21 protein-coding genes are annotated in these 19,554 nt (G+C 68.6%); 20 read left to right on the top strand and 1 reads right to left on the bottom strand.

What is annotated here, in order from left to right:
- Nucleotides 1-92 precede the first annotated feature (92 nt).
- The 7 genes from QRD43_RS16935 (at nt 93) to QRD43_RS16905 (ending at nt 6,866) form a co-directional block, all read left to right on the top strand.
- Complete coding sequence (locus tag QRD43_RS16935) at nt 93-1,001, top strand: flagellin N-terminal helical domain-containing protein (protein WP_285983685.1); 909 nt, start codon at nt 93-95, stop codon at nt 999-1,001.
- Between the two features lie 351 nt (nt 1,002-1,352).
- Nucleotides 1,353-2,267, top strand: a complete 915-nt coding sequence (locus QRD43_RS16930; RefSeq protein WP_285983684.1) for a flagellin N-terminal helical domain-containing protein — start codon at nt 1,353-1,355, stop codon at nt 2,265-2,267.
- 306 nt (nt 2,268-2,573) lie between these two features.
- A complete protein-coding gene (locus tag QRD43_RS16925; protein ID WP_285983683.1) occupies nt 2,574-3,488 on the top strand; it encodes a flagellin N-terminal helical domain-containing protein in 915 nt (304 codons plus the stop codon).
- Between the two features lie 151 nt (nt 3,489-3,639).
- Entirely contained in the window at nt 3,640-5,043 is a 1,404-nt protein-coding gene (gene fliD / locus QRD43_RS16920; protein ID WP_285983682.1) for a flagellar filament capping protein FliD, read from the top strand.
- A 174-nt stretch (nt 5,044-5,217) separates the two neighbouring features.
- Nucleotides 5,218-5,649 carry a flagellar export chaperone FliS gene (fliS, locus tag QRD43_RS16915; protein ID WP_285983681.1) on the top strand — a complete coding sequence of 144 codons (432 nt, stop codon included), beginning with the start codon at nt 5,218-5,220 and terminating at the stop codon, nt 5,647-5,649.
- Nucleotides 5,650-5,703: 54 nt separating this feature from the next.
- Nucleotides 5,704-6,003 carry a flagellar protein FliT gene (locus tag QRD43_RS16910; RefSeq protein WP_285983680.1) on the top strand — a complete coding sequence of 100 codons (300 nt, stop codon included), beginning with the start codon at nt 5,704-5,706 and terminating at the stop codon, nt 6,001-6,003.
- A gap of 113 nt (nt 6,004-6,116) precedes the next feature.
- The gene (locus QRD43_RS16905; protein ID WP_285983679.1) at nt 6,117-6,866 is read left to right on the top strand and encodes a flagellar brake protein; all 750 of its coding nucleotides are present in this window, start codon (nt 6,117-6,119) and stop codon (nt 6,864-6,866) included.
- Between the two features lie 31 nt (nt 6,867-6,897).
- Here QRD43_RS16905 and fliE read toward each other — a convergent pair whose 3' ends face one another.
- Nucleotides 6,898-7,221: a flagellar hook-basal body complex protein FliE gene (gene fliE / locus QRD43_RS16900; protein ID WP_285983678.1), complete on the bottom strand. Its 324-nt coding sequence runs from the start codon at nt 7,219-7,221 to the stop codon at nt 6,898-6,900.
- A gap of 223 nt (nt 7,222-7,444) precedes the next feature.
- Between fliE and fliF the strand changes: the two genes are divergently transcribed.
- The 13 genes from fliF to fliR all read left to right on the top strand — a co-directional run bounded on the left by fliF (nt 7,445) and on the right by fliR (nt 19,550).
- Nucleotides 7,445-9,145: a flagellar basal-body MS-ring/collar protein FliF gene (gene fliF / locus QRD43_RS16895; protein ID WP_285983677.1), complete on the top strand. Its 1,701-nt coding sequence runs from the start codon at nt 7,445-7,447 to the stop codon at nt 9,143-9,145.
- A gap of 486 nt (nt 9,146-9,631) precedes the next feature.
- Nucleotides 9,632-10,627 carry a flagellar motor switch protein FliG gene (gene fliG / locus QRD43_RS16890; protein WP_285983676.1) on the top strand — a complete coding sequence of 332 codons (996 nt, stop codon included), beginning with the start codon at nt 9,632-9,634 and terminating at the stop codon, nt 10,625-10,627.
- A 42-nt stretch (nt 10,628-10,669) separates the two neighbouring features.
- Entirely contained in the window at nt 10,670-11,473 is an 804-nt protein-coding gene (locus tag QRD43_RS16885; protein WP_285983675.1) for a FliH/SctL family protein, read from the top strand.
- Nucleotides 11,470-12,906, top strand: coding sequence for a flagellar protein export ATPase FliI (fliI, locus tag QRD43_RS16880; protein ID WP_285983674.1), 1,437 nt, complete (start codon nt 11,470-11,472; stop codon nt 12,904-12,906). The genes QRD43_RS16885 and fliI overlap by 4 nt, the downstream gene beginning before the upstream one ends.
- A 34-nt stretch (nt 12,907-12,940) precedes the next feature.
- Complete coding sequence (gene fliJ / locus QRD43_RS16875) at nt 12,941-13,414, top strand: flagellar export protein FliJ (protein ID WP_285983673.1); 474 nt, start codon at nt 12,941-12,943, stop codon at nt 13,412-13,414.
- A 70-nt stretch (nt 13,415-13,484) separates the two neighbouring features.
- A complete protein-coding gene (locus QRD43_RS16870; RefSeq protein ID WP_285983672.1) occupies nt 13,485-14,924 on the top strand; it encodes a flagellar hook-length control protein FliK in 1,440 nt (479 codons plus the stop codon).
- A 152-nt stretch (nt 14,925-15,076) separates the two neighbouring features.
- The gene (locus tag QRD43_RS16865) at nt 15,077-15,667 is read left to right on the top strand and encodes a flagellar basal body-associated FliL family protein (protein WP_285983671.1); all 591 of its coding nucleotides are present in this window, start codon (nt 15,077-15,079) and stop codon (nt 15,665-15,667) included.
- A 24-nt stretch (nt 15,668-15,691) separates the two neighbouring features.
- Nucleotides 15,692-16,696 carry a flagellar motor switch protein FliM gene (fliM, locus tag QRD43_RS16860; RefSeq protein ID WP_285983670.1) on the top strand — a complete coding sequence of 335 codons (1,005 nt, stop codon included), beginning with the start codon at nt 15,692-15,694 and terminating at the stop codon, nt 16,694-16,696.
- 10 nt (nt 16,697-16,706) lie between these two features.
- Entirely contained in the window at nt 16,707-17,126 is a 420-nt protein-coding gene (gene fliN, locus QRD43_RS16855; RefSeq protein ID WP_285983669.1) for a flagellar motor switch protein FliN, read from the top strand.
- A 97-nt stretch (nt 17,127-17,223) separates the two neighbouring features.
- The gene (locus tag QRD43_RS16850) at nt 17,224-17,571 is read left to right on the top strand and encodes a FliO/MopB family protein (protein WP_285983668.1); all 348 of its coding nucleotides are present in this window, start codon (nt 17,224-17,226) and stop codon (nt 17,569-17,571) included.
- Nucleotides 17,564-18,349, top strand: coding sequence for a flagellar type III secretion system pore protein FliP (fliP, locus tag QRD43_RS16845; protein ID WP_285983667.1), 786 nt, complete (start codon nt 17,564-17,566; stop codon nt 18,347-18,349). The genes QRD43_RS16850 and fliP overlap by 8 nt, the downstream gene beginning before the upstream one ends.
- A 138-nt stretch (nt 18,350-18,487) precedes the next feature.
- The gene (fliQ, locus tag QRD43_RS16840; RefSeq protein ID WP_285983666.1) at nt 18,488-18,757 is read left to right on the top strand and encodes a flagellar biosynthesis protein FliQ; all 270 of its coding nucleotides are present in this window, start codon (nt 18,488-18,490) and stop codon (nt 18,755-18,757) included.
- Between the two features lie 28 nt (nt 18,758-18,785).
- Nucleotides 18,786-19,550 carry a flagellar biosynthetic protein FliR gene (gene fliR / locus QRD43_RS16835; RefSeq protein ID WP_285983665.1) on the top strand — a complete coding sequence of 255 codons (765 nt, stop codon included), beginning with the start codon at nt 18,786-18,788 and terminating at the stop codon, nt 19,548-19,550.
- Nucleotides 19,551-19,554: the final 4 nt, after the last annotated feature.

Raw genomic sequence — 19,554 nt, 5'->3', positions numbered from 1 at the left:
GCCTGCAGGGTTGCAAGCACGGGTGTCAGTACCCGGGCACCCGAGTCACGTCGGCGCTAAGCCGGGGTTCTTCAAGCTGAAAGGAGCACATCATGCCCGCCGTCATCAATACCAACCTGCTGTCGCTGAACGCACAGCGCAATGCCAACACGGCACAGTCCTCGCTGGCTGTGTCCATGCAGCGCCTGTCCTCTGGCCTGCGAGTCAACTCCGCACGAGACGATGCCGCCGGCCTGGCCATCGCGGAACGCATGAATTCCCAGGTCAAGGGGATGAATGTCGCCATCCGCAATGCCAACGACGGCATCTCCCTGGCGCAGACGGCTGAAGGCGCGCTGGGCAAGGTCAACGACATGCTGCAGCGCATGCGTGAACTGGCCGTGCAGTCCGCCAACGGCACCAACAACACGGATGACCGCACCGCGCTGAACAACGAGTTCTCGCAGCTGCAGAGCGAAATCACCCGCCTCACGAACAACACCACGTTCAACGGGCAGGCCACGCTGACCACCACCACCTCGTTCGACTTCCAGGTGGGCGCCAACGCCACCAGCAATGACGTCATCTCGATCTCCGGGCTGAACATGCTGGGCACGACCACGGCCGCCGGCAAGAACGACGGCGCGCTGGCCGAAGTGACCAACACCAGCAACACCGACATCCTGGCCGTCGGCGCCGCCGGCACCGGCACGACCTTCGACGCCTACGCCGGCGGCACCAAGGGTGCTCTGGATTCGGTGGCGAAGATCGATCAGGCCATCGCCCAGGTGAACGTGGCACGCTCGACCTTCGGTGCCGCGCAGAACCGCATCGATGCTGCCATCTCCAGCCTGCAGGTCTCGGTGGAGAACCAGTCGGCCGCACGCAGCCGCATCATGGATGCCGACTACGCAATGGAGACCGCCAACCTGAGCCGAGCGCAGATCCTGCAGCAGGCCGGCACGGCGATGATCGCCCAGGCGAATCAGACGCCCCAGCAAGTGCTGTCGCTTCTTCGATGACCCTGGGCCAGCCCCGCTGGCCCTGAGCTCCAACGCTGCGACGACCGTCGAGGTCAAAGGGCAAAGCCCGCCAGCGCAAACACCTTAACAGGCCGCCAATCACCCCGCTTTTCAGGTGATTGAGCGGCCCCTCTTTCGAAGGTTTGGACTCAAGCGCGTCCCCCCTCAGTCCGATAACCCTCTCAACGGGTCCCAGCTCGTTGGCGACAAGCGACAGCGGCCACTGCCTCTCCCCCGAGGGTGCACCAGGCCGGCAGCGCAGGCACAGAAGCCCGCACTGCCACTGACGCGGCCGCTACGCTGGTCTGCTTGGGCTCGGTTTCCATTCAACGGTACTGAAAGGATCGCGTCATGCCTCAAATCATCAACACCAATCTGCAATCGCTGAATGCACAGCGCAATCTGACGATGTCGCAGAGCTCCCTCTCCGTCAGCATGCAGCGCCTGTCTTCCGGCCTGCGTGTCAATTCCGCCAAGGACGACGCCGCCGGCCTCGCCATCGCGGAACGCATGAACACCCAGGTCCGCGGCATGACCGTGGCCATCCGCAACGCCAACGACGGCATCTCGCTGTCGCAGACGGCGGAAGGTGCGCTGGGCAAGATCGGCGACATGCTGCAGCGCATGCGTGAGCTGGCCGTGCAGTCCGCCAACGGCACGAACAACCAGACCGACCGCGAAGCGCTGAACAACGAGTTCACCCAGCTGCAGAGCGAAATCGGCCGTCTGGCCGCCAACACGTCCTTCAACGGTCAATCGGTCCTGACGGGCACCACGGGCTTCACCTTCCAGGTGGGGGCCAACGCCACCACGAACGACCAGATCACCATCAGCGGTGTCGACATCACCGGCACCACCACCAGCGCGGGCACCAATGCCGCCGCCCTGGCCGAGGTGATCAACACGACCAACACCGACATCCTGAATGTCGGCGCGGCCGGCACGGGCGCCACCTTCGACGCCTACACCGGCGCCACCATCGGCGCACTGGATGCGATGGCCAAGATCGACCTGGCGCTCTCTCAGGTCAACACCGCCCGTTCGACCTTCGGTGCGGCCCAGAACCGCTTCGATGCGGTGATCTCCAGCCTGAACGTCTCGGTGGAAAGCCAGACGGCCGCCCGCAGCCGCATCATGGACGCGGACTACGCCTCGGAAACCGCCAACCTGAGCCGCGCGCAGATCCTGCAACAGGCCGGCAACGCCATGGTCTCCCAGGCCAACCAGCTCCCGCAGCAGGTGCTGTCGCTGCTGCGCGGCGGCTGATCCCGAGGGCGCCGCCCTCTCGAAAGAAGGGCAGCTCCTCGCCGCAGGCGGGGTGCTGCCTTTTCTTTTGGGCGTGGTTTCGCCCCCTTATCGGGTCTTTGGGCAATGACGAGCACTTTCAGAATTCGTCCAACACGTCAGGGATTTCCGGCGTGGATTCCGGAGCCCTCCGGATGGCAGTCAGGTTCAGTTCCGGCCTGATGCCTTTCGCGGGGCGACTCCGGGAATCGCAGGCTCGAGCGCCATCCGGCGCCGGCGGCGGCTCCCGGGGTCCGAACCCTCCGGCAATTTTGCAGGAGTGCTCAAATGCCCCAGACCATCAATACCAACATCGCGTCGTTGAATGCGCAGCGCAACCTGAACATGTCGCAGGGGATGCTGAGTGTCGCGATGCAACGCCTGTCCTCCGGTCTCCGAGTGAACTCGGCCAAGGACGATGCTGCCGGCCTCGCGATTGCGGAACGCATGAACACGCAGGTCCGGGGCATGACCGTCGCGGTGCGCAATGCCAATGACGGCATTTCGCTGGCGCAGACGGCGGAAGGCTCGCTCGGCAAGATCGGCGACATGCTGCAGCGCATGCGTGAGCTGGCCGTGCAGGGCGCCAACGGCACCAACAATGTCGACGACCGCTCCGCGCTGAACAACGAGTTCCTGCAGCTGCAGACCGAAATCGGACGGCTGGTGCGCAACACCACCTTCAACGGCTCGCAGATCCTGACCGGCGCAGCGACGACCTACACCTTCCAGGTGGGGGCCAACGCCACCACGGACGACCAGATCCAGGTGGCGGTGAGCGACATGCTGACCACCACCACGGCGGCCGGCAAGAACGACGGCGCGCTGGCCTCGGTGATCGACACCACCACCACGGACATCCTGAACCTGGGCGCGGCCGGCACCGGCACGACCTTCGATGTCTACGCCGGCGGCACGCAGGGCGCCCTGGACTCGCTGGCCAAGATCGACCTGGCCCTGGCGCAGGTCAACCTGGCCCGCTCCACCTTCGGTGCCACGCAGAACCGATTCGATGCCGTGATCGCCAACCTGCAGGTCGCGGTGGAAAACCAGGCCGCCGCCCGCAGCCGCATCATGGATGCCGACTACGCGCAGGAAACCTCCAGCCTCTCCCGGGCGCAGATCCTGCAGCAGGCCGGCAATGCCATGGTCGCCCAGGCGAACCAGCTGCCGCAGCAGGTGCTGCAGCTGCTCAAGGGCTGAAGACGCAGGCGACAGCCTGCAGGCCGAGGCGGTTTCCCGGTTCCGGGAGGACGGTCTCGGCCTGCAGGCGCTGAAAGATCGAAAAAAGCCCTAAAGTTCGCGTCGGCCTAGCCGAAGAGGCCTTGGGGCAGTGTCTTTTTGAGAGGATGCCATGGCGAGCATTACTTCAGTGGGGATTGGCAGCGGATTGAATGTCGAGGACATGATCTCGAAGCTGATGTCCGTCGAACAGACACCCATCAACAACATCAAGAAGGCCTCCGCCGGCCTTCAGACCAAGATCTCGGCCTACGGGCAGATGCAGGCGGCCATGTCCGCCATGCAGACCGCGGCCCAGAAGCTCAGCGACCCGGCCACCTGGACCGCCTCCGGCGCCACCAGTTCGGACAGCTCGGCCGTGAGCGTCGTCGGCCCCAACGCCGGCACCCAGAGCCATGTGATCACCGTCAGCCGCCTGGCCTCCGCGCAGAGCGTGGCCAGCGGCGTCTTCGCCAGCGGCACCAGCACGGTCGGCGAAGGCACGCTCACCATCGCCCTGGGCAGCTGGGAAGGCGACCCGCCGGTCTTCACGGGCAAGGCGGGCGGCAGCTCGATCAACATCAACATCACCGCCACGGACACGCTCAACAGCATCCGTGACAAGCTCAATTCAGCCAATGCCGGCGTGGTGGCCAGCGTGGTCAGCGACGCCGCGGGCACGCGCCTGGTGATCCGCTCCCGCGACACCGGGCAGACCAACGGCTTCCGCATCAGCGCCTCCGACCCCAGCCTCGCCGCCCTCAGCTACGAAGGCCCGGACGCCGGCGGCATGGCCCTCAAGCAGACCGCCGCCAACGCCACCTTCAACATGGACGGCCTGGACCTCAGCTCGGAGTCCAACACGCTCAGCACCGTGGCGGACGGCGTCACCCTGACGCTGCTCAAGACCAGCGCCACCGCGGTCAACATCGGCACCAGCACGGACACCAGCGCCATCAAGAAGACCATCCAGGACTTCGTCACCGCCTACAACGGCCTGATGAACCTGATGCGCGACCAGACCAAGTACGACTCCGCCACCAAGACGGCCGGAACGCTGCAGGGCGACGCCAAGGCCATCTCGCTGCAGCAGATGCTGCGCAATGTGAGCGGCGGCTCGACGACCCTCGGCGGCGCCTTTGCCCGCCTCGCCGACATCGGCCTGGACCCCGGCCAGAACGGCACCCTGACCGTCAACAGCAGCAAGCTGGACAAGGCGCTGACCAATCTCTCGGACCTCAAGCGCTTCTTCAGCTCGGTGGACACCACGGACGGCAGCAACAACGGCTTCGCGAAGAAGTGGGCCGAGTTCGCGACCAAGACGCTGGGCACCGATGGCGCCATCGCCACCGGCCAGACGGGCCTGCAAAAGCGCATCAAGGACAACGACAAGCAGATCTCCCAGCTCCAGGACCACCTGGAACTCATGGAGAAGCGCCTGCGCGCCCAGTACACGGCGCTGGACACCAAGATGGGCCAGCTCAACGGGCTGTCCGCCTACGTCAACCAGCAGTTCGGCACCAAGTCCTCCAGCTGAGGCGGTGCAGCCGAGTCCTCTGCCAGGGCGCCCCGCGGGGCGCCTTTTTCATTCACACGGCCCATTCGCAAAACGCCCTGGTTTCCCCGTGCAATTCGTCGCGTCGTGGAGGCTCAAGTTTCCCGGCCGCAGGTCGAAAAATGACTCAACACGGCCCAACAGAGAACTGAGCATATGTACGGCAACTCTTCCCCCTTCGCATCGCGCACGCACCGGGCCAGCGCCATGTACAGCAAGGTCGGTCTGGAAACCGACGTGCTGAATGCCAGCCCCCACCGTCTGGTGAGCCTGCTGTTCGACGGTGCCCATGACGGCATGACCCAGGCCATCGGCCACATCCAGTCGGGCAACCACGAGATGAAGAACCGCAGCCTCGGCCGCTGCGTGCGGATCCTGGACGAAGGGCTGAAGGCCGCCCTGAACCTGGAGTCGGGTGCACTGGCCCGCGATCTGCGCGACCTCTACGCCTACCTCTGCATGCGCCTGACGCATGCCAACCTGCACAGCGACATCGCCACGATCCAGGAATGCCAGCGGCTGCTACAGCCGATCCGTGAAGCCTGGCACACCATCGGCGATCGCAGCGAATCCAAGCGGGTGGCCTGACCCATGTGCGCCAAGCCCACGCCCGCCCGCCCCACCCGATTTCCGGAACGCCCCATGAACACCCACCTCCTCAGCTACTACGAAGCCATCGAGCAGGCCAGTGCCGACATGCTCTCTGCGGCCCGCTCCGGCAACTGGGATGAAGTCGTCAAGCTCGAGGGCGCCTGCGTGCTGCTGATCTCGCAGCTCAAGCATGCCGCCCAGCGCGAGCAGCTGGCCCCCGAGGAAAGCCAGCTCAAGACGCGCATCATGCAGCGCATCCTGCTGAACGACGCGGAGATCCGGCATCTCGCGGAGCCCTGGCTGGATGACCTGGATCAAGTGCTCAGCGGCAAGTTCAAGACCGTACACTGACACCCCTCGAAGCGCACTCCGGTGCGCTTCTTCACATCGCGGCCCGCGCATCCCGGCCTCCCATCCCCGGGTGCCGCGCCGCCACCGGTCCCCGCCCCTGCCCCTGTCCGCTCATGAGCCTGCCCGACACCGCCGCCCCGCTCGACCTCGATGATCAGCAGCGGGAGAACTACCGGGTCAGCACCCCTGTCGAGATCGCTGCCTACCTGCGCGAGCTGATGAGCGAGCAGGCGCGCGTCTACCTGCGCAATCCCGAAGGCCTGGACCTGCACACCACGCTGTGCGTGCTTGACGCGAAGTCCGGCCTGCTCGGTCTCGACCTGCCGCACAACAGCAGCCGCGCGGAATCGCTGCTGGAAAGCGACGAGATCACGGCCACGGCCTATCTCGCGTCCATCCGCCTGGAGTTCGAGCTGGAGCAGCCGGTGATCGTGCGCGATGGCGGCGGCAGCGTCCTGCGGGCCGCCCTGCCCCGGCGGCTGTACCGATTCCAGCGCCGCCAGACCTTCCGGGTGCAGCCGACCGGCATCAACTACCCGCTGCTGCAGCTTCGCCATCCCGCGCAGGGCCAGCTGATGAGCCTGCGCGTCCTGGACGTGAGCATGGGCGGCCTCGGCCTGCTGCTGCCCGGGGACGAGGCGGCGCTGCCGCCCGGCCTGGCGCTGCCCGGCTGCGTGCTGGAGCTGGACCGGGACACGCGCCTGGAGGTGGGGCTGAAGCTGCTGCACGTGACGCAGCACGCCGAGGTGCAGAGTGGCCGCCACCTGGGTTGCGCCTTCGAGACCCTGCCGCCGGACACCGCGCGGGCCCTGCAGCTCTACATTGACCAGACGCAGAAGCGCCGCCGCCAGATGCGGCTCTGAGCCGCAGCACGGGGTCGCTCGCGGGTCGCGCTCAGACCTGCATGTTCATGATTTCGGAGTAGGCCGACACCAGGCGGTTGCGCACCTGCAGCGTGGCCTGGAAGCCGATCTGAGCCTTCTGCATCGCCACCATGGTCTCTTCGAGGCTGACGGTGGGGTTGTCCAGCTGCACCTCGCGCTGCAGGCGCTGGGCCTCGTTCTGCTGGGTGCTGACCGACTGCATGGCCTTCACCATGGCATCGCCGAAGCTGGCGCCGCCGACGGCGCGCGGCTGCGCCACCGGCTGTCCGTTGCTGCTCATGCCGGCGCGGGCGACGGCAGCGGCGAAATCGAAGGGGCGAAGCTTGAGGTCCATGGCATCTCCCGGAGCCGGGCGGCGCGATCCGACCCAGGGCGGGTCCGGATGCAGGACGCGGTCCCGCTCTTCAGGTAGGGAAATGCTAGGGCCTGCTCGCGCCGACAAAGGCGTGAACTGAGCGCGCTTTGTCGGCCTCATTTCGCCTTTCTTGAGGGGGAAATGACAAAAAAATCCTGGTCATTGGTGCGGGAACCCTGCACCCTTGCACAGCCGCCACGCCATGGACACAGCCCTCACCGCCCCTACCGCCGTCACTCTGGAGCCCGTTCCGGTCCAGCCCGCAGGCCAGCCGGGCCTCGCGGAGCGTCTGGTGGCCATGCCCGCCCGCAGCAAGCTGGGCCTCGGCCTCGGCCTGGCCGCGCTCGTCGGCGTGGTGCTGGCGATGAGCATGTGGTCCTCCCAGGGCGACTTCCGCCCGGTCTTCACCGGCCTGTCCGACAAGGACGGCGGCGCCGTGATCGCCCAGCTGGCGCAGATGCAGGTGCCCTACAGGAACGAGCCCGGCGGCACCATCCTCGTGCCGGCCGGCCAAGTCTACGACGTGCGGATGAAGCTGGCCTCCGCCGGCCTGCCCAAGGGCTCGGTGGTGGGCTTCGAGCTGATGGACAAGCAGTCCATCGGCCAGACCCAGTTCAACGAGCGCCTGAATTTCCAGCGCGCGCTGGAAGGCGAGCTCACCCGCACCATCACCGCGATGGCCGACGTGGCCGATGCCCGCGTGCACCTCGCCATGCCCCAGCAGAACGGCTTCTTCCGCGAGCAGCAGAAGCCCAGCGCCTCCGTCATGCTGACCCTGCGCGGCGGCCGCAGCCTGGACCGCAACCAGATCGCCGGCATCGTCCACCTCGTCTCGGCCTCGGTGCCCGAGCTCAACCCCAAGGCCGTCAGCGTGCTGGACAGCACCGGCGCCCTGCTCTCGAACCCGGCCGACAACGGCTCCGGCCTGGACAGCCAGCAGCTGCAGTACAAGCAGCAGATCGAAGCCGGCCTGCACAAGCGCATCCTTGAGCTGCTCGAGCCCGTCGTGGGCCGGGACAACCTGCGCGCCACCGTGACGGCCGATGTCGACTTCTCCCAGGTCGAGTCCACCGCCGAGGAATACAAGCCCAACCAGGGTGCCAACGCCACCAGCGCCATCCGCAGCCAGCAGACGCAGGAGTCGAACAACGCCACGCCGGCCCAGCCGACGGGCGTGCCCGGCGCGACGAGCAACCAGCCGCCCGTGCCGGCCACCGCCCCCATCAACGGCGCCTCGGCCCCGCTGCAGACGGCCGGCGGCGCCGGCAGCGGCCAGCAGAGCAGCCGCCGCGAGGCCGTCACGAACTACGAGCTCGACAAGACGGTGCGTGTCACGCGCAATGCCACCGGCGTCGTGCGGCGCCTCAACGCGGCGGTGGTGCTGAACCACCGCTCCAGCACCGATCCCAAGGGCAAGGTCAACACCACGCCCGTGCCGCAGGAGGAGCTCGACAAGCTCACGGCGCTCGTCAAGGAGACGATGGGCTTCAGCCAGGAGCGTGGCGATTCCGTGCGCGTGGTCTCGGCCCCCTTCGTCGTCGAGAAGATCGACACCACCGAGCTGCCGCTGTGGAAGCAGCCGTGGGTGCTGGACATGGTCCGCGCCGCCGCCGTGCCGGCCGCACTGGTCCTGGTGGCGCTGATCGCCGTCTTCGGCATGGTCAAGCCCGCCATCCGCGCTGCCTACCCGCCGGCCCCCGAAGAGAAGCCCGAGGAGGCGGCCGCGCAGCTCAATGCCGTGGCCGACGAGACCGAGCTGCTGCCCGGCGCCGAAGGCCTGCCCGCCCTCGAGGCCCCGGCCAACAACGCCAAGCTGGAGCGTGCCCGCCAGCTGGCCCGCGAGAATCCCGCCGCCGTGGCCAACATCGTTCGCGCCTGGGTGAACGGCGAGGAGCCGGTGTGAGCATGAGGCCCCTCGCCCAGCTTCGCCACGCTGAACGCGGGCGAACCCGGTCGGTCCCCCGCGGGGACGTCGATGCGCGCAGCGTTGAGCCGCTCGCATCGCCCTCGTGGGCCGGCTTGGGGGCGGCCCGGCGCTCGGCCCGAAATGCAGGGCCCCTCGCCCAGCTTGGCCACGCTGAACGCGGGCGAATCCGGTCGGTTCCCCGCTGGGACGACGGTGCGCGCGGCTTTGAGCCGCTCGCATCGCCCTCGTGGGCCGGCTTGGGGGCGGCCCGGCGCTCGGCCCGAAATGCAGGGCCCCTCGCCCAGCTTGGCCACGCTGAACGCGGGCGAATCCGGTCGGTTCCCCGCTGGGACGACGGTGCGCGCGGCGTTGAGCCGCTCGCGTCGCCCTCGTGGGCCGGCTTGGGAGCGGCCCGGCGCTCGGCGCGGAACTCATTGCCCAATGCCATCGCCCGCGGGGCGGAACTGACAGGAAAGCTTCACCATGGATGACGAAGGCGTCGAACAAGCGGCCATCCTGCTGATGTCCCTGGGCGAGGAGGAAGCCTCCGAGGTCTTCAAGCACCTGGCGCCCAAGGAAGTGCAGAAGCTCGGCGAGACCATCGCCAAGCTGAAGGTGGTCAAGCGCGAGCAGGTCGAGAAGGTGCTGGACAAGTTCGACGCCGTGGCCGAGACGCAGAGCATGCTGGTCAACGACACCGACGAGTACGTGCGTACGGTGCTGCGCCGCGCCCTGGGCGAGGACAAGGCCAATCTGCTGCTGGACCGCATCCTGCAGGGCAGCGACGTCTCCTCCATCGAAAGCCTGAAGTGGATGGACGCCAGCTCCGTGGCGGAGCTGCTGCGCAACGAGCACCCGCAGATCATCGCGGCCATCCTCGCGCACCTGGACTTCGACCAGACCAGCTCGGTGCTCAAGCTCTTCACGGAGCGGCAGCGCAACGAGGTGCTGATCCGCATCGCCACGCTGGACGGCATCCAGCCGATGGCGCTGAAGGACCTCAACGAGGTGATGAGCCAGATCCTGGCCGGCGGCGACCGCATGAAGAAGAGCTCGCTGGGCGGCGTGAAGACCGCGGCCGAGATCATCAACATGATGGGCTCCAGCGTCGAGGCCTCGGTGCTCGACTACATCCGCGAAGCCGACAGCGACCTGGCCCAGAAGATCATGGACAACATGTTCACCTTCGACGATCTGGAAAAGATCGACGACAAGGGCATCCAGGCCACGCTCAAGGAAGTGCAGAGCGAGTCGCTGGTGGTCGCGCTCAAGGGCGCCGGCCCCGAGCTGCGCGAGAAGATCTTCCGCAACATGTCCACCCGCGCCGCCGAGACGCTGCGCGAGGACCTCGACTCCCGCGGCCCCGTGCGGCTCTCGGAAGTGGAAAGCGAGCAGAAGGAAATCCTCAAGATCGTGCGCCGCCTGGTGGACGAAGGCCAGATCGTGCTCGCCACCGGCGGGGACGACCAGTTCCTCTGATCCGCCGCTTCCCCGCCCTGCCGAACGCCCTGAATGTTCACCATGCCACCCCGCCCGCCTCGCCAAGTCCCGCCCCCCGTGCGCCCCGAAGGCGCACCGGCGCGCACGAGCCACTACAGCCGCTTCATCCCGCGCGAGGAGCTGCAGGGCTTCTCGAGCTGGAACCCGGACGCGTTCCAGGGCGTGCCCGAGACCAAGCCGACGTACACCACCGCGGCGCCGGACGCGGCGCCGGTGGAGACGCCCGAGGAACCGGCCGCCCCGCACATCGACGAGCTGCTGAGCGCCGCGCGCCAGAGCGGCTACCAGGACGGCTACCGTGACGGCATGGAGGCGCTGGATGCCTTCAAGAAGAGCTTCGCGCAGCAGATGACCGCACAGATCGGCGAGCTGATGCGCAACTTCAGCGCCGACTTCGACGACCTGGAAGGCCGCATGGCCGAGACCCTGACCCGCTGCGCCGTCGAGCTGGCTCGCCAGGTCGTGCGCACGGAGCTGCAGCAGCAGCCCGAGCTCATCGCCCGCGTGGCGCACGACGCCGTCGAGGCGCTGCTCATCTCCGCCCGCCACATCCGCGTGCGCGTGCATCCCGAGGACCTGCCTCTGGTCGAGCAGGGCGCCGGCGAGGAGCTCAAGGCGCGCGAGGCCCAGCTGATTCCCGACGCCACCGTCGCCCGTGGCGGCTGCAAGGTGGACTCCGACATCTCCAGCGTCGATGCCACCGTGCCGGCCCGCTGGCAGCAGGTCATGGCGGCGCTCGGCCAGCACTCGCTGTGGGAAGACCGCCGGGGTGGCGAACTGCCCGGCGAGGGCGAGGCGCTCCGGGACGAAGGCGGTGCCGCATGAGTCACGACAGCGTCGAACGCCTGGGCCGCTGGGGCCAGTACCTCGAGGACCTCCAGGCCTTTGCCTCGGCGCCCGTCGCGCTGGAGTCGCAGGGCAAGCTGGTGCGCGTGGCCGGGCTGGTGCTCGAGGCCACGGGCGTGCGCGTGCCCGTGGGCTCCGTCTGCCAGATCCACATGCCCAGCTCGGCGGCCAACCCGCGCCGCGGGCAGGCGCCGGTCAATGCGGAGGTCGTCGGCTTCTCCGGCGACCGGGCGTACCTGATGCCCACGGACGAGGTCCACGGCCTCTCCAGCGGCGCCATGGTGCTGCCGCGCCCGGCCGCCCTGCACGGCCCCGTGCTCGGCCAGCAGCGCCATCCCTGGCGTCGCGACGAGGACCGCGGCCTGCACCTGCCCATGGGCGACGGGCTGCTGGGCCGCGTGGTCGACTCGCACGGCCATCCGCTCGACCGCCGCGGCCCGCTCGAGAACGTGCTGCCCGAGCCCATGGTGCGACGCCCGATCAACGCCATGGACCGCGATCCGGTGCGCACGCCGCTGGACACCGGCGTGCGGTCCATCAACGCCATGCTCACCGTCGGCCGCGGCCAGCGCCTGGGCCTCTTTGCCGGCACCGGCGTCGGCAAGTCCGTGCTGCTGGGCATGATGGCGCGCTACACGCAGGCCGACGTGATCGTCGTGGGCCTGATCGGCGAACGCGGCCGCGAGGTGAAGGAATTCATCGAGGACATCCTTGGCGAGGAAGGCCTGGCGCGCTCTGTCGTGGTGGCCGCCCCCGCCGACGCCCCGCCGCTGCTGCGCATGCAGGGCGCGACCTACGCCACCGCCATCGCCGAGCACTTCCGCGACCGCGGCCTGCACGTGCTGCTGCTGATGGACTCCCTCACCCGCTACGCCATGGCCCAGCGCGAGATCGCCCTGGCCATCGGCGAGCCGCCCGCCACCAAGGGCTATCCGCCCAGCTGCTTCGCCAAGCTGCCGCAGCTCGTGGAGCGCAGCGGCAACGGCATGGCCGGCGGCGGGTCGATCACGGCCTTCTACACCGTGCTGTCCGAAGGCGATGACCAGCAGGACCCCATCGCCGATGCCGCCCGGGGCATCCTGGACGGCCACATCGTCCTCTCCCGCGAGCTGGCCGAGGCCGGGCACTACCCGGCCATCGACATCGAGCGCTCGATCTCCCGCGTGATGAGCAATGTGGCCCGGCCGGCCCACATCGTCTGCGCGCGGCGCTTCCGCCAGCTGTGGGCCAAGCACAACAAGGCGCGCGACCTGCTGCAGCTCGGCGCCTACGTCCCCGGCCACGACCACGAGCTGGATCTCGCCGTCCGCCTGCATCCCGACATGGTGCACCTGCTGCAGCAGGACATGCACCAGCCCGCCGGCCTGGCCAGCAGCGTCGACCAGCTTGAAAAACTGGTCAATGTTTCCTGAAACCTGCCGATAGCCCCAAGACGGAGAAACTTTCATGAGCGCCCCCTCCCTGCAAGCCCTGGATGTGCTGCTGGAACGTGCCGAAGCCGAGCGCGACGAGGCCCTGCGCCTCCTGCGCGACGCCGAGGCGCGGGCCGGCGCCCTGCGTCAGCAGCATGAGCAGCTCGCGCAATACCGCACGGAATACCGCATGCGCTGGACGCAGAGCTTCGCGCGCAGCACCACCGTCGACATCCTGGCCTGCTACCAGAGCTTCGGCGGGCGCCTGGACCAGGCCATCAGCCAGCAGGACCTGCTGAGCAGCCAGGCCGAGCAGCGGCTGACGCTGGCGCGGGACCAGCTGCGCGAGCGGGAGCTGCGCGTGGCCTCGGTGCGCAAGCTGCTGGAGCGGCGGCGCCTCGAGATGCGCCGCACCCAGGATCGCCAGGATCAGAAGGCCACGGACGAGCAGGCCGCCCGCGCCATGCGCCAGGCCGGCTTCGGCGCCGGGCTGCGACTGGGCCACTGAACACGGTCGCCGCCGCCGGAGCGCCCGCCCCCACCCCGGGCGCCGGGCGCAGGACGAGAAAGGATCTCCCATGAACAAGATGTCGTTGTCTCCCAATGCCGCCTCCCCGCGGACTGCCACCACCGATCTGCTGGGCCAGCTCGGCCAGCTGAGCCAGGGCCGCGGCGCGCAGGACGCCACGGAGGCCGCCGGCGGCTTCGCGCGGCTGCTGCAGGCCAAGGCCAGCCAGGCGACCCGGGCCCCTGCGCCCGCACCGGTCGCCCCCACGGCCCAGGCGTCCGCGATGCCTCCCAAGAGCCCGGACAGCCCGGCCCCGTCCAAGCCCGCGCAAGGCGCCTCCCGGCAGGGCCACGCCGTGGAAAGCGGCGAGACCGCCCTCCCGGCGTCGACGGAAACGGCGCGACGCCAGGACAACGCCAAGGCCGCCGCACGCCGGATCGCCGACGCGCAGGCCAAGCCGGCCTCCGCGACGCCCGCCAAGCCGCGCGGCGACACGCCGGACGCCGACGGCGAGCTCCAGGATCCGGTGCTGGCGCAGGTGCTGCGTCACCTCCGCGGCGACGGTGGCGATGCCGACGCGGCCCTCTCGACCGACGCCGCGGCCGAAGACACGTCCGAGGCGGAGACGACCGACGCTGCGCTGGTCCCCGTCCCCGCGGGGCTGCCCGTGGCGCAGGCGCTCGCTCAGGACCTCCAGCGCCTGGCCCAGCCTTCCGCCGCCCCCGAGGGCGCCGATGCCGACGCGGTGTCGCCCGAGGCCCCGTCGCGGGCGGGCCACCACGCGCGACTCGCCAGCGTCGACGGCCAGGCCAGCGCCCCCACGGGCCCGGATGGGACGCCGCGGGCCGGCGCGGCGGCGGCCCCCGCAGACACGGCGGCTCACCCGGACGGTCTCCAGGCCCTGGCGCTTGACGGCGCGGCCTCGTCCGGCAAGAGCGCCGCCATGGTCGAGACGGGCCACGGCGCCGCGGGCAGCTTCGCAGGCGTGCTTCAGCAGGTGCAGGCCGGCGTCGTTCAGGACAAGGCGGCCGCGAACGGTCCCGCGGGCGCGCGCTACGAGCTTCACGCCCCGGTGCACAGCCCCGGCTTTGCACCGGAGATGGCCGCACGTCTGAGCGTCGCGGCAGCTGACGGCATCCAGCAGGCCCAGCTGCACCTGAACCCGGCCGAGATGGGGCCCGTGCAGGTCCAGATCGTGCTGGACGGCCAGCAGGCCCAGGTGAGTTTTGTCGCGGAGCAGGCGGACACCCGCGCCGCCCTCGAGAAGAGCCTGCCCGAACTGGCCGGCGCGTTGCGCGAGCAGGGGCTCACCCTCAGCGGCGGCGGCGTGTTCAGCCAGCAGCAGCAGACCGCCTCCGGCCAGCCCGGCCAGGCGGAGTCCCAGGGCGGACGGCCCGGCGCACGCTGGGCGAGTGCCCCGATGGGAGACACCGGGAGCGACGACGCCGTCACGGCCGCCGCCCGGGCGCCCCTCCCCCGCGCCCGGGGCGTCCTGGACCTCTTCGCCTGAGATTCCCGGGGCCCTGGCGGGCCCTGACCGGTCTTTTGCACGCTTTTCCGCCGCTTATTGCCGCATGCCAAGCCGCCGATCGTCCGAATAATTGATCCTGATGGACCCATGGCGCGTCAAGGCGCCCGGTCCGACCGAATCAAGGAGCCTTCATGTCCACACCAGCAGCTGCTGCCGAAGCCGCGCCCTCGGGCGGCGGCAAGAAGAAGCTGATCATCATCATCGCTGCCGTGCTGCTGCTGGTGCTCATCGGCGGCGGCGCCGCGCTGATGTTGATGAAGAAGAAGCAGCACGCCGAGGACGAGGACGGCGGCGAGGCCCCGGCCGCCGTCGAGACCAGCCACGCCAAGCCCAAGCCGGGCACGCCGCCCACCTTCGTGCCGCTGGAGCCCTTCACCGTCAACCTGGCCGACAAGGAAGTGGACCGCTTCGCGCAGGTCGGCGTGACGCTGGAGGTGGCGGACCCGCACATGGCGGACCAGCTCAAGGCCTACATGCCGGCCATCCGCAGCAATGTGCTGATGGTGCTGTCCCACAAGACCTCCGCCGAGCTGCTGACCCGCGAGGGCAAGGAGAAGCTCGCCCGCGAGATCCAGCGTGAGTCCGTGCGCCCCATGGGCATCGAGCTCGACGAAGAGGAAGACGAGGAAGCCGCCGCGACGACCAAGAAAAAGAAGAAAAAGAAGAAGGCCGTCGAGAGCCCCGTGACGCAGGTGCTGTTCTCCACCTTCATCGTGCAGTGATGCTGCACGAGCCGTGAGCCCGCCATGAACCAGCAGATCCTCTCCCAAGACGAAGTCGATGCGCTATTGCAGGGCATCACCGGCGAGAGCCAGAAGCTCGAAGCCGAGGAGGTCCAGCAGGGCGGCATCCGCGACTACAACCTGGCCAGCCAGGAACGCATCGTGCGTGGGCGCATGCCCACGATGGAGATCATCAACGAGCGATTCGCCCGCAACATCCGCATCGGCCTGTTCAACTTCATCCGCAAGAGCCCGGAAGTCGCCATCGGCGGCATCAAGGTGCAGAAGTACAGCGCCTTCCTGCGCGAGATCGTGGTGCCCACGAACTTCAACATCGTCTCGGTGAAGCCGCTGCGCGGCTCCGGGCTGATCGTGTGCGACCCGACGCTCGTGTTCGCGGTGATCGACTCCCTCTTCGGCGGCATCGGCAAGTTCCACGCGCGCATCGAGGGCCGGGACTTCTCACCCACCGAGCAGCGCGTGATCTTCCGCCTGGTGGAGGTGATCACCGCCGAGTACCACAAGGCCTGGAAGGGCATCTACCCGCTGGAGCTCGAGTACCAGCGCTCGGAGATGCAGCCGCAGTTCGCCAACATCGCCACGCCCAGCGAGATCGTGGTGTCGACCTCCTTCACGCTGGAGATCGGCGAGACCAGCGGCACGGTCTACTTCTGCATCCCCTACTCCACGCTGGAGCCCATCCGAGACGTGCTCTATTCGAGCACGCAGGGCGACTCCACCGAACCCGACCGCCGCTGGGTGAACCTCCTCAAGCACCAGCTGCAGTCGGCCGAGGTCGAGCTGGTGGCCGAGCTGGCGCAGGCGCCGGCCACGGTGGAGCAGCTGCTGGCCTTCAAGCCCGGCGACTTCATCGAGCTGGACCTGGAGCAGGTGATCAAGACCAAGATCGATGGCGTGCCCGTCTTCGAGGCCCACTACGGGACCTCCAACGGCAAGTACGCCCTCAAGGTAGAACAGATGCTGACCGGCCATGACCAGGGCTGGCTGGGCGCACGCAACACGGGCTGAAGGCACTGCCATGGACGAACAAGACGCAATGGCGGCCGAATGGGCGGCCGCACTCGCAGAAGCCAAGGGTTCCGACGTCGCGGAGGAGGTCCAGGCCCCCGCCGAGGAAGTCGCGCCCGCCAGCTTCGCGAACTTCACGCCCACCCCGAGCAACATGCCGGGCCAGGACATCAACATGATCCTGGACATCCCCGTGCAGCTCACGGTGGAGCTGGGCCGCACGCGCATCCCGATCAAGAACATCCTGCAGCTGGCGCAAGGCTCGGTCGTGGAGCTGGACGCCCTGGCCGGCGAGCCCATGGACGTGCTGGTCAACGGCTACCTGATCGCCCAGGGCGAGGTGGTCGTGGTGAATGACAAGTTCGGCATCCGCCTGACCGACATCGTCACCCCCTCGGAACGCATGCGGCGCCTGTCCAAGGGCGGCTGATACGCGGCCGACCGGCGGACGGGCTCGCGCCGTCACGCCGGCTTTTCCGCCGCTTTTCGAGGGACTCGCCCCCTCAAGTCCTGCCCAGAATCGGCACATGAACTCCCAAGTGCTGCCGGTCCTGTGGTTCCTGGCCATCCTCGCGCTGATCCCCCTCGCGCTGTGGCTGCTCAAGCGAAGCCCCTTGGGGTCAGGTCTTGCCAGTTCGCAGATGCGGCTGGTGTCCATCCTGCCGCTGTCCCCCAGCCAGAAGGTGCTGACCGTCGAGGTCGGCGAGGGCGAGGACCGGCGCTGGCTGGTGCTCGGCGTGACGGCCCAGCAGATCCAGACCCTCCACGTGATGCCCCCCCAGGCCACGCTGCCAGCCGCCCCCGAGGCCGGCGCCAGCTTTGCCGCGCAGCTGCGCCAGCGCCTCCAGCGAGGCAGCGGAGAAGGCCATGCGTGATGCTCGCCGCCCACTCGCCACCCTCGCCACCTGGCTGCGCACCGCCGCCGCGCTGTGCCTGCTGAGCCTCGGCACGAGCGCCCTGGCCCAGCAGGGGGCTCAGCCGCCCGCCAGCCTGCCGGTGCTGATCGGCCAGGGCAGCGGTGGCAGCTACTCGGTGCCCATCCAGACGCTGCTCTTCTTCACGGCCCTCGGCTTCCTGCCCGCCGTGCTGCTGATGATGACGGGCTTCACCCGCATCGTGATCGTGCTGTCCCTCATGCGCCAGGCGCTGGGCACGCAGGCCGCGCCGCCCAACCAGGTGATCATCGGCCTGTCGCTGTTCCTCACCTTCTTCGTGATGAGCCCGACGCTGGACAAGGTCTACAGCGACGCATGGCAGCCCTACTCCACCGGCCAGATCGCCTTCGACGAGGCGCTCAAGCGGGCGGAGGTGCCGATGCGCGGCTTCATGCTCAAGCAGACGCGCCAGGCCGATGTGGCGCTCTTCAGCCGCCTCGCCAAGCTGGAGGGCGACGTCAAGCCCGAGGCCGTGCCGTTCCGCGTGCTGGTGCCGGCCTTCGTGACGAGCGAGCTGAAGTCCGCCTTCCAGATCGCCTTCCTGATCTTCATTCCCTTCCTCGTCATCGACATGATCGTCAGCAGCGTGCTGATGAGCCTGGGGATGATGATGCTGTCACCCGTGCTGGTGTCCCTGCCCTTCAAGCTGATGCTCTTCGTGCTGGCCGACGGCTGGAACCTGCTGCTCGGCTCGCTGGCCGCCTCCTTCGCGACATGAAACTCCCACCCGTACCGGCTTCGCCGGCCCCTCCAAGGGGGCGCGCCCGCAGGCCCGGCAAAGCCGGATCCTCGGGCGCCACTTGATTCGAACCTGAGCCTGCATCGGCCGCAGCCGCCGACGACAAGGAAACCCGACATGGATGCCCAACAAGTCTTCACCTTCGGCCAGCAAGGCCTCTACATGCTCATGCTCGTGGCGGCGCCGGTGCTGCTGACGGTGCTCGCGGTGGGCGTGCTGGTCAGCGTGTTCCAGGCGGCCACGCAGATCAACGAGGCCACGCTGAGCTTCGTGCCCAAGGTCGTCGCGGCGGTGCTGGTGCTGGCCATCACGGGCCCGTGGATGATGAACACGCTGGTCGAGTACATCCAGCGCACCCTGCAGACCATTCCGCAGGTGGTGGGCTGAGCCCCCGGCCTCGCCGGTCGACGTCGCGATGATCAGCTTCACCGAGGCCCAGCTGCTGGAGTGGCTCACGCCGCTGCTGTGGCCCTTCGTCCGCACCCTCGCGCTCTTCGCGGGCATGCCGGTGTTCAGCCAGCGCGCGATGCCCCTGCGCGTGCGCATCGGGCTGGCGCTGGTGATCACGGTGGCGGCGCAGCCCTCGCTGCCCGCCATGCCCGCCACGCCGCTGGACTCGCTGCCGATGCTGCTCCTGCTGCTCGCGCAGCAGCTGCTGATCGGCCTGTCCATGGGCTTCGCCGTGCGTCTCGTGTTCGCGGCACTGGAGTTCGCGGGCGAGGTCATCGGCCTGCAGATGGGCCTGAACTTCGCCGGCTTCTTCGATCCGGGCACCGGCAGCCAGGGCACCTCGACCTCGCGCTTCTTCGGCTCGATGGTGGCCTTTCTCTTCATCGCGGTGAACGGCCATCTGCTGCTGATCCAGGCCCTGGTGCAGAGCTTCCAGGCCTTTCCCGTCGGCCAGGAACCCTTCGAGTTCCTGCGCGTGGCCCGGCCGCACGTCTGGGGCGCGGAGATCTTCCGCATGGGCTTCTGGATCGCGCTGCCGCTCATCACGATGCTCATGTTCGTGAACCTCGTGCTGGGCGTGATCTCCCGGGTGGCGCCGCAGATCGGCGTGTTCTCGGTCGGCTTCCCGCTGACGGTGAGCATCGGCCTGATCGGCATGGCCGCCACGCTGCCGCTAATGCAGGGGCCGTTCCAGATCGTGCTGGAGCGGATGCTGGCCGCCTTCTCCTGAGCCG

The sequence above is a fragment of the Roseateles subflavus genome, assembly GCF_030285365.1.
GTDB lineage: Bacteria > Pseudomonadota > Gammaproteobacteria > Burkholderiales > Burkholderiaceae_C > Roseateles_B > Roseateles_B subflavus.
This window is presented reverse-complemented; position numbering and strand designations above follow the sequence as displayed.

Bases quoted from the DNA above. Each gene is read 5' to 3' on its own strand.
- fliP (WP_285983667.1), top strand. From the start codon at position 17,564: ATGCGTGATGCTCGCCGCCCACTCGCCACCCTCGCCACCTGGCTGCGC.
- QRD43_RS16925 (WP_285983683.1), top strand. From the start codon at position 2,574: ATGCCCCAGACCATCAATACCAACATCGCGTCGTTGAATGCGCAGCGC.
- QRD43_RS16870 (WP_285983672.1), top strand. From the start codon at position 13,485: ATGAACAAGATGTCGTTGTCTCCCAATGCCGCCTCCCCGCGGACTGCC.
- fliM (WP_285983670.1), top strand. From the start codon at position 15,692: ATGAACCAGCAGATCCTCTCCCAAGACGAAGTCGATGCGCTATTGCAG.
- QRD43_RS16910 (WP_285983680.1), top strand. From the start codon at position 5,704: ATGAACACCCACCTCCTCAGCTACTACGAAGCCATCGAGCAGGCCAGT.
- QRD43_RS16930 (WP_285983684.1), top strand. From the start codon at position 1,353: ATGCCTCAAATCATCAACACCAATCTGCAATCGCTGAATGCACAGCGC.
- fliN (WP_285983669.1), top strand. From the start codon at position 16,707: ATGGACGAACAAGACGCAATGGCGGCCGAATGGGCGGCCGCACTCGCA.
- fliG (WP_285983676.1), top strand. From the start codon at position 9,632: ATGGATGACGAAGGCGTCGAACAAGCGGCCATCCTGCTGATGTCCCTG.
- fliS (WP_285983681.1), top strand. From the start codon at position 5,218: ATGTACGGCAACTCTTCCCCCTTCGCATCGCGCACGCACCGGGCCAGC.
- fliD (WP_285983682.1), top strand. From the start codon at position 3,640: ATGGCGAGCATTACTTCAGTGGGGATTGGCAGCGGATTGAATGTCGAG.
- fliR (WP_285983665.1), top strand. From the start codon at position 18,786: ATGATCAGCTTCACCGAGGCCCAGCTGCTGGAGTGGCTCACGCCGCTG.
- QRD43_RS16865 (WP_285983671.1), top strand. From the start codon at position 15,077: ATGTCCACACCAGCAGCTGCTGCCGAAGCCGCGCCCTCGGGCGGCGGC.
- fliF (WP_285983677.1), top strand. From the start codon at position 7,445: ATGGACACAGCCCTCACCGCCCCTACCGCCGTCACTCTGGAGCCCGTT.
- QRD43_RS16850 (WP_285983668.1), top strand. From the start codon at position 17,224: ATGAACTCCCAAGTGCTGCCGGTCCTGTGGTTCCTGGCCATCCTCGCG.
- QRD43_RS16905 (WP_285983679.1), top strand. From the start codon at position 6,117: ATGAGCCTGCCCGACACCGCCGCCCCGCTCGACCTCGATGATCAGCAG.
- fliI (WP_285983674.1), top strand. From the start codon at position 11,470: ATGAGTCACGACAGCGTCGAACGCCTGGGCCGCTGGGGCCAGTACCTC.
- QRD43_RS16935 (WP_285983685.1), top strand. From the start codon at position 93: ATGCCCGCCGTCATCAATACCAACCTGCTGTCGCTGAACGCACAGCGC.
- fliJ (WP_285983673.1), top strand. From the start codon at position 12,941: ATGAGCGCCCCCTCCCTGCAAGCCCTGGATGTGCTGCTGGAACGTGCC.
- fliE (WP_285983678.1), bottom strand. From the start codon at position 7,221: ATGGACCTCAAGCTTCGCCCCTTCGATTTCGCCGCTGCCGTCGCCCGC.
- fliQ (WP_285983666.1), top strand. From the start codon at position 18,488: ATGGATGCCCAACAAGTCTTCACCTTCGGCCAGCAAGGCCTCTACATG.
- QRD43_RS16885 (WP_285983675.1), top strand. From the start codon at position 10,670: ATGCCACCCCGCCCGCCTCGCCAAGTCCCGCCCCCCGTGCGCCCCGAA.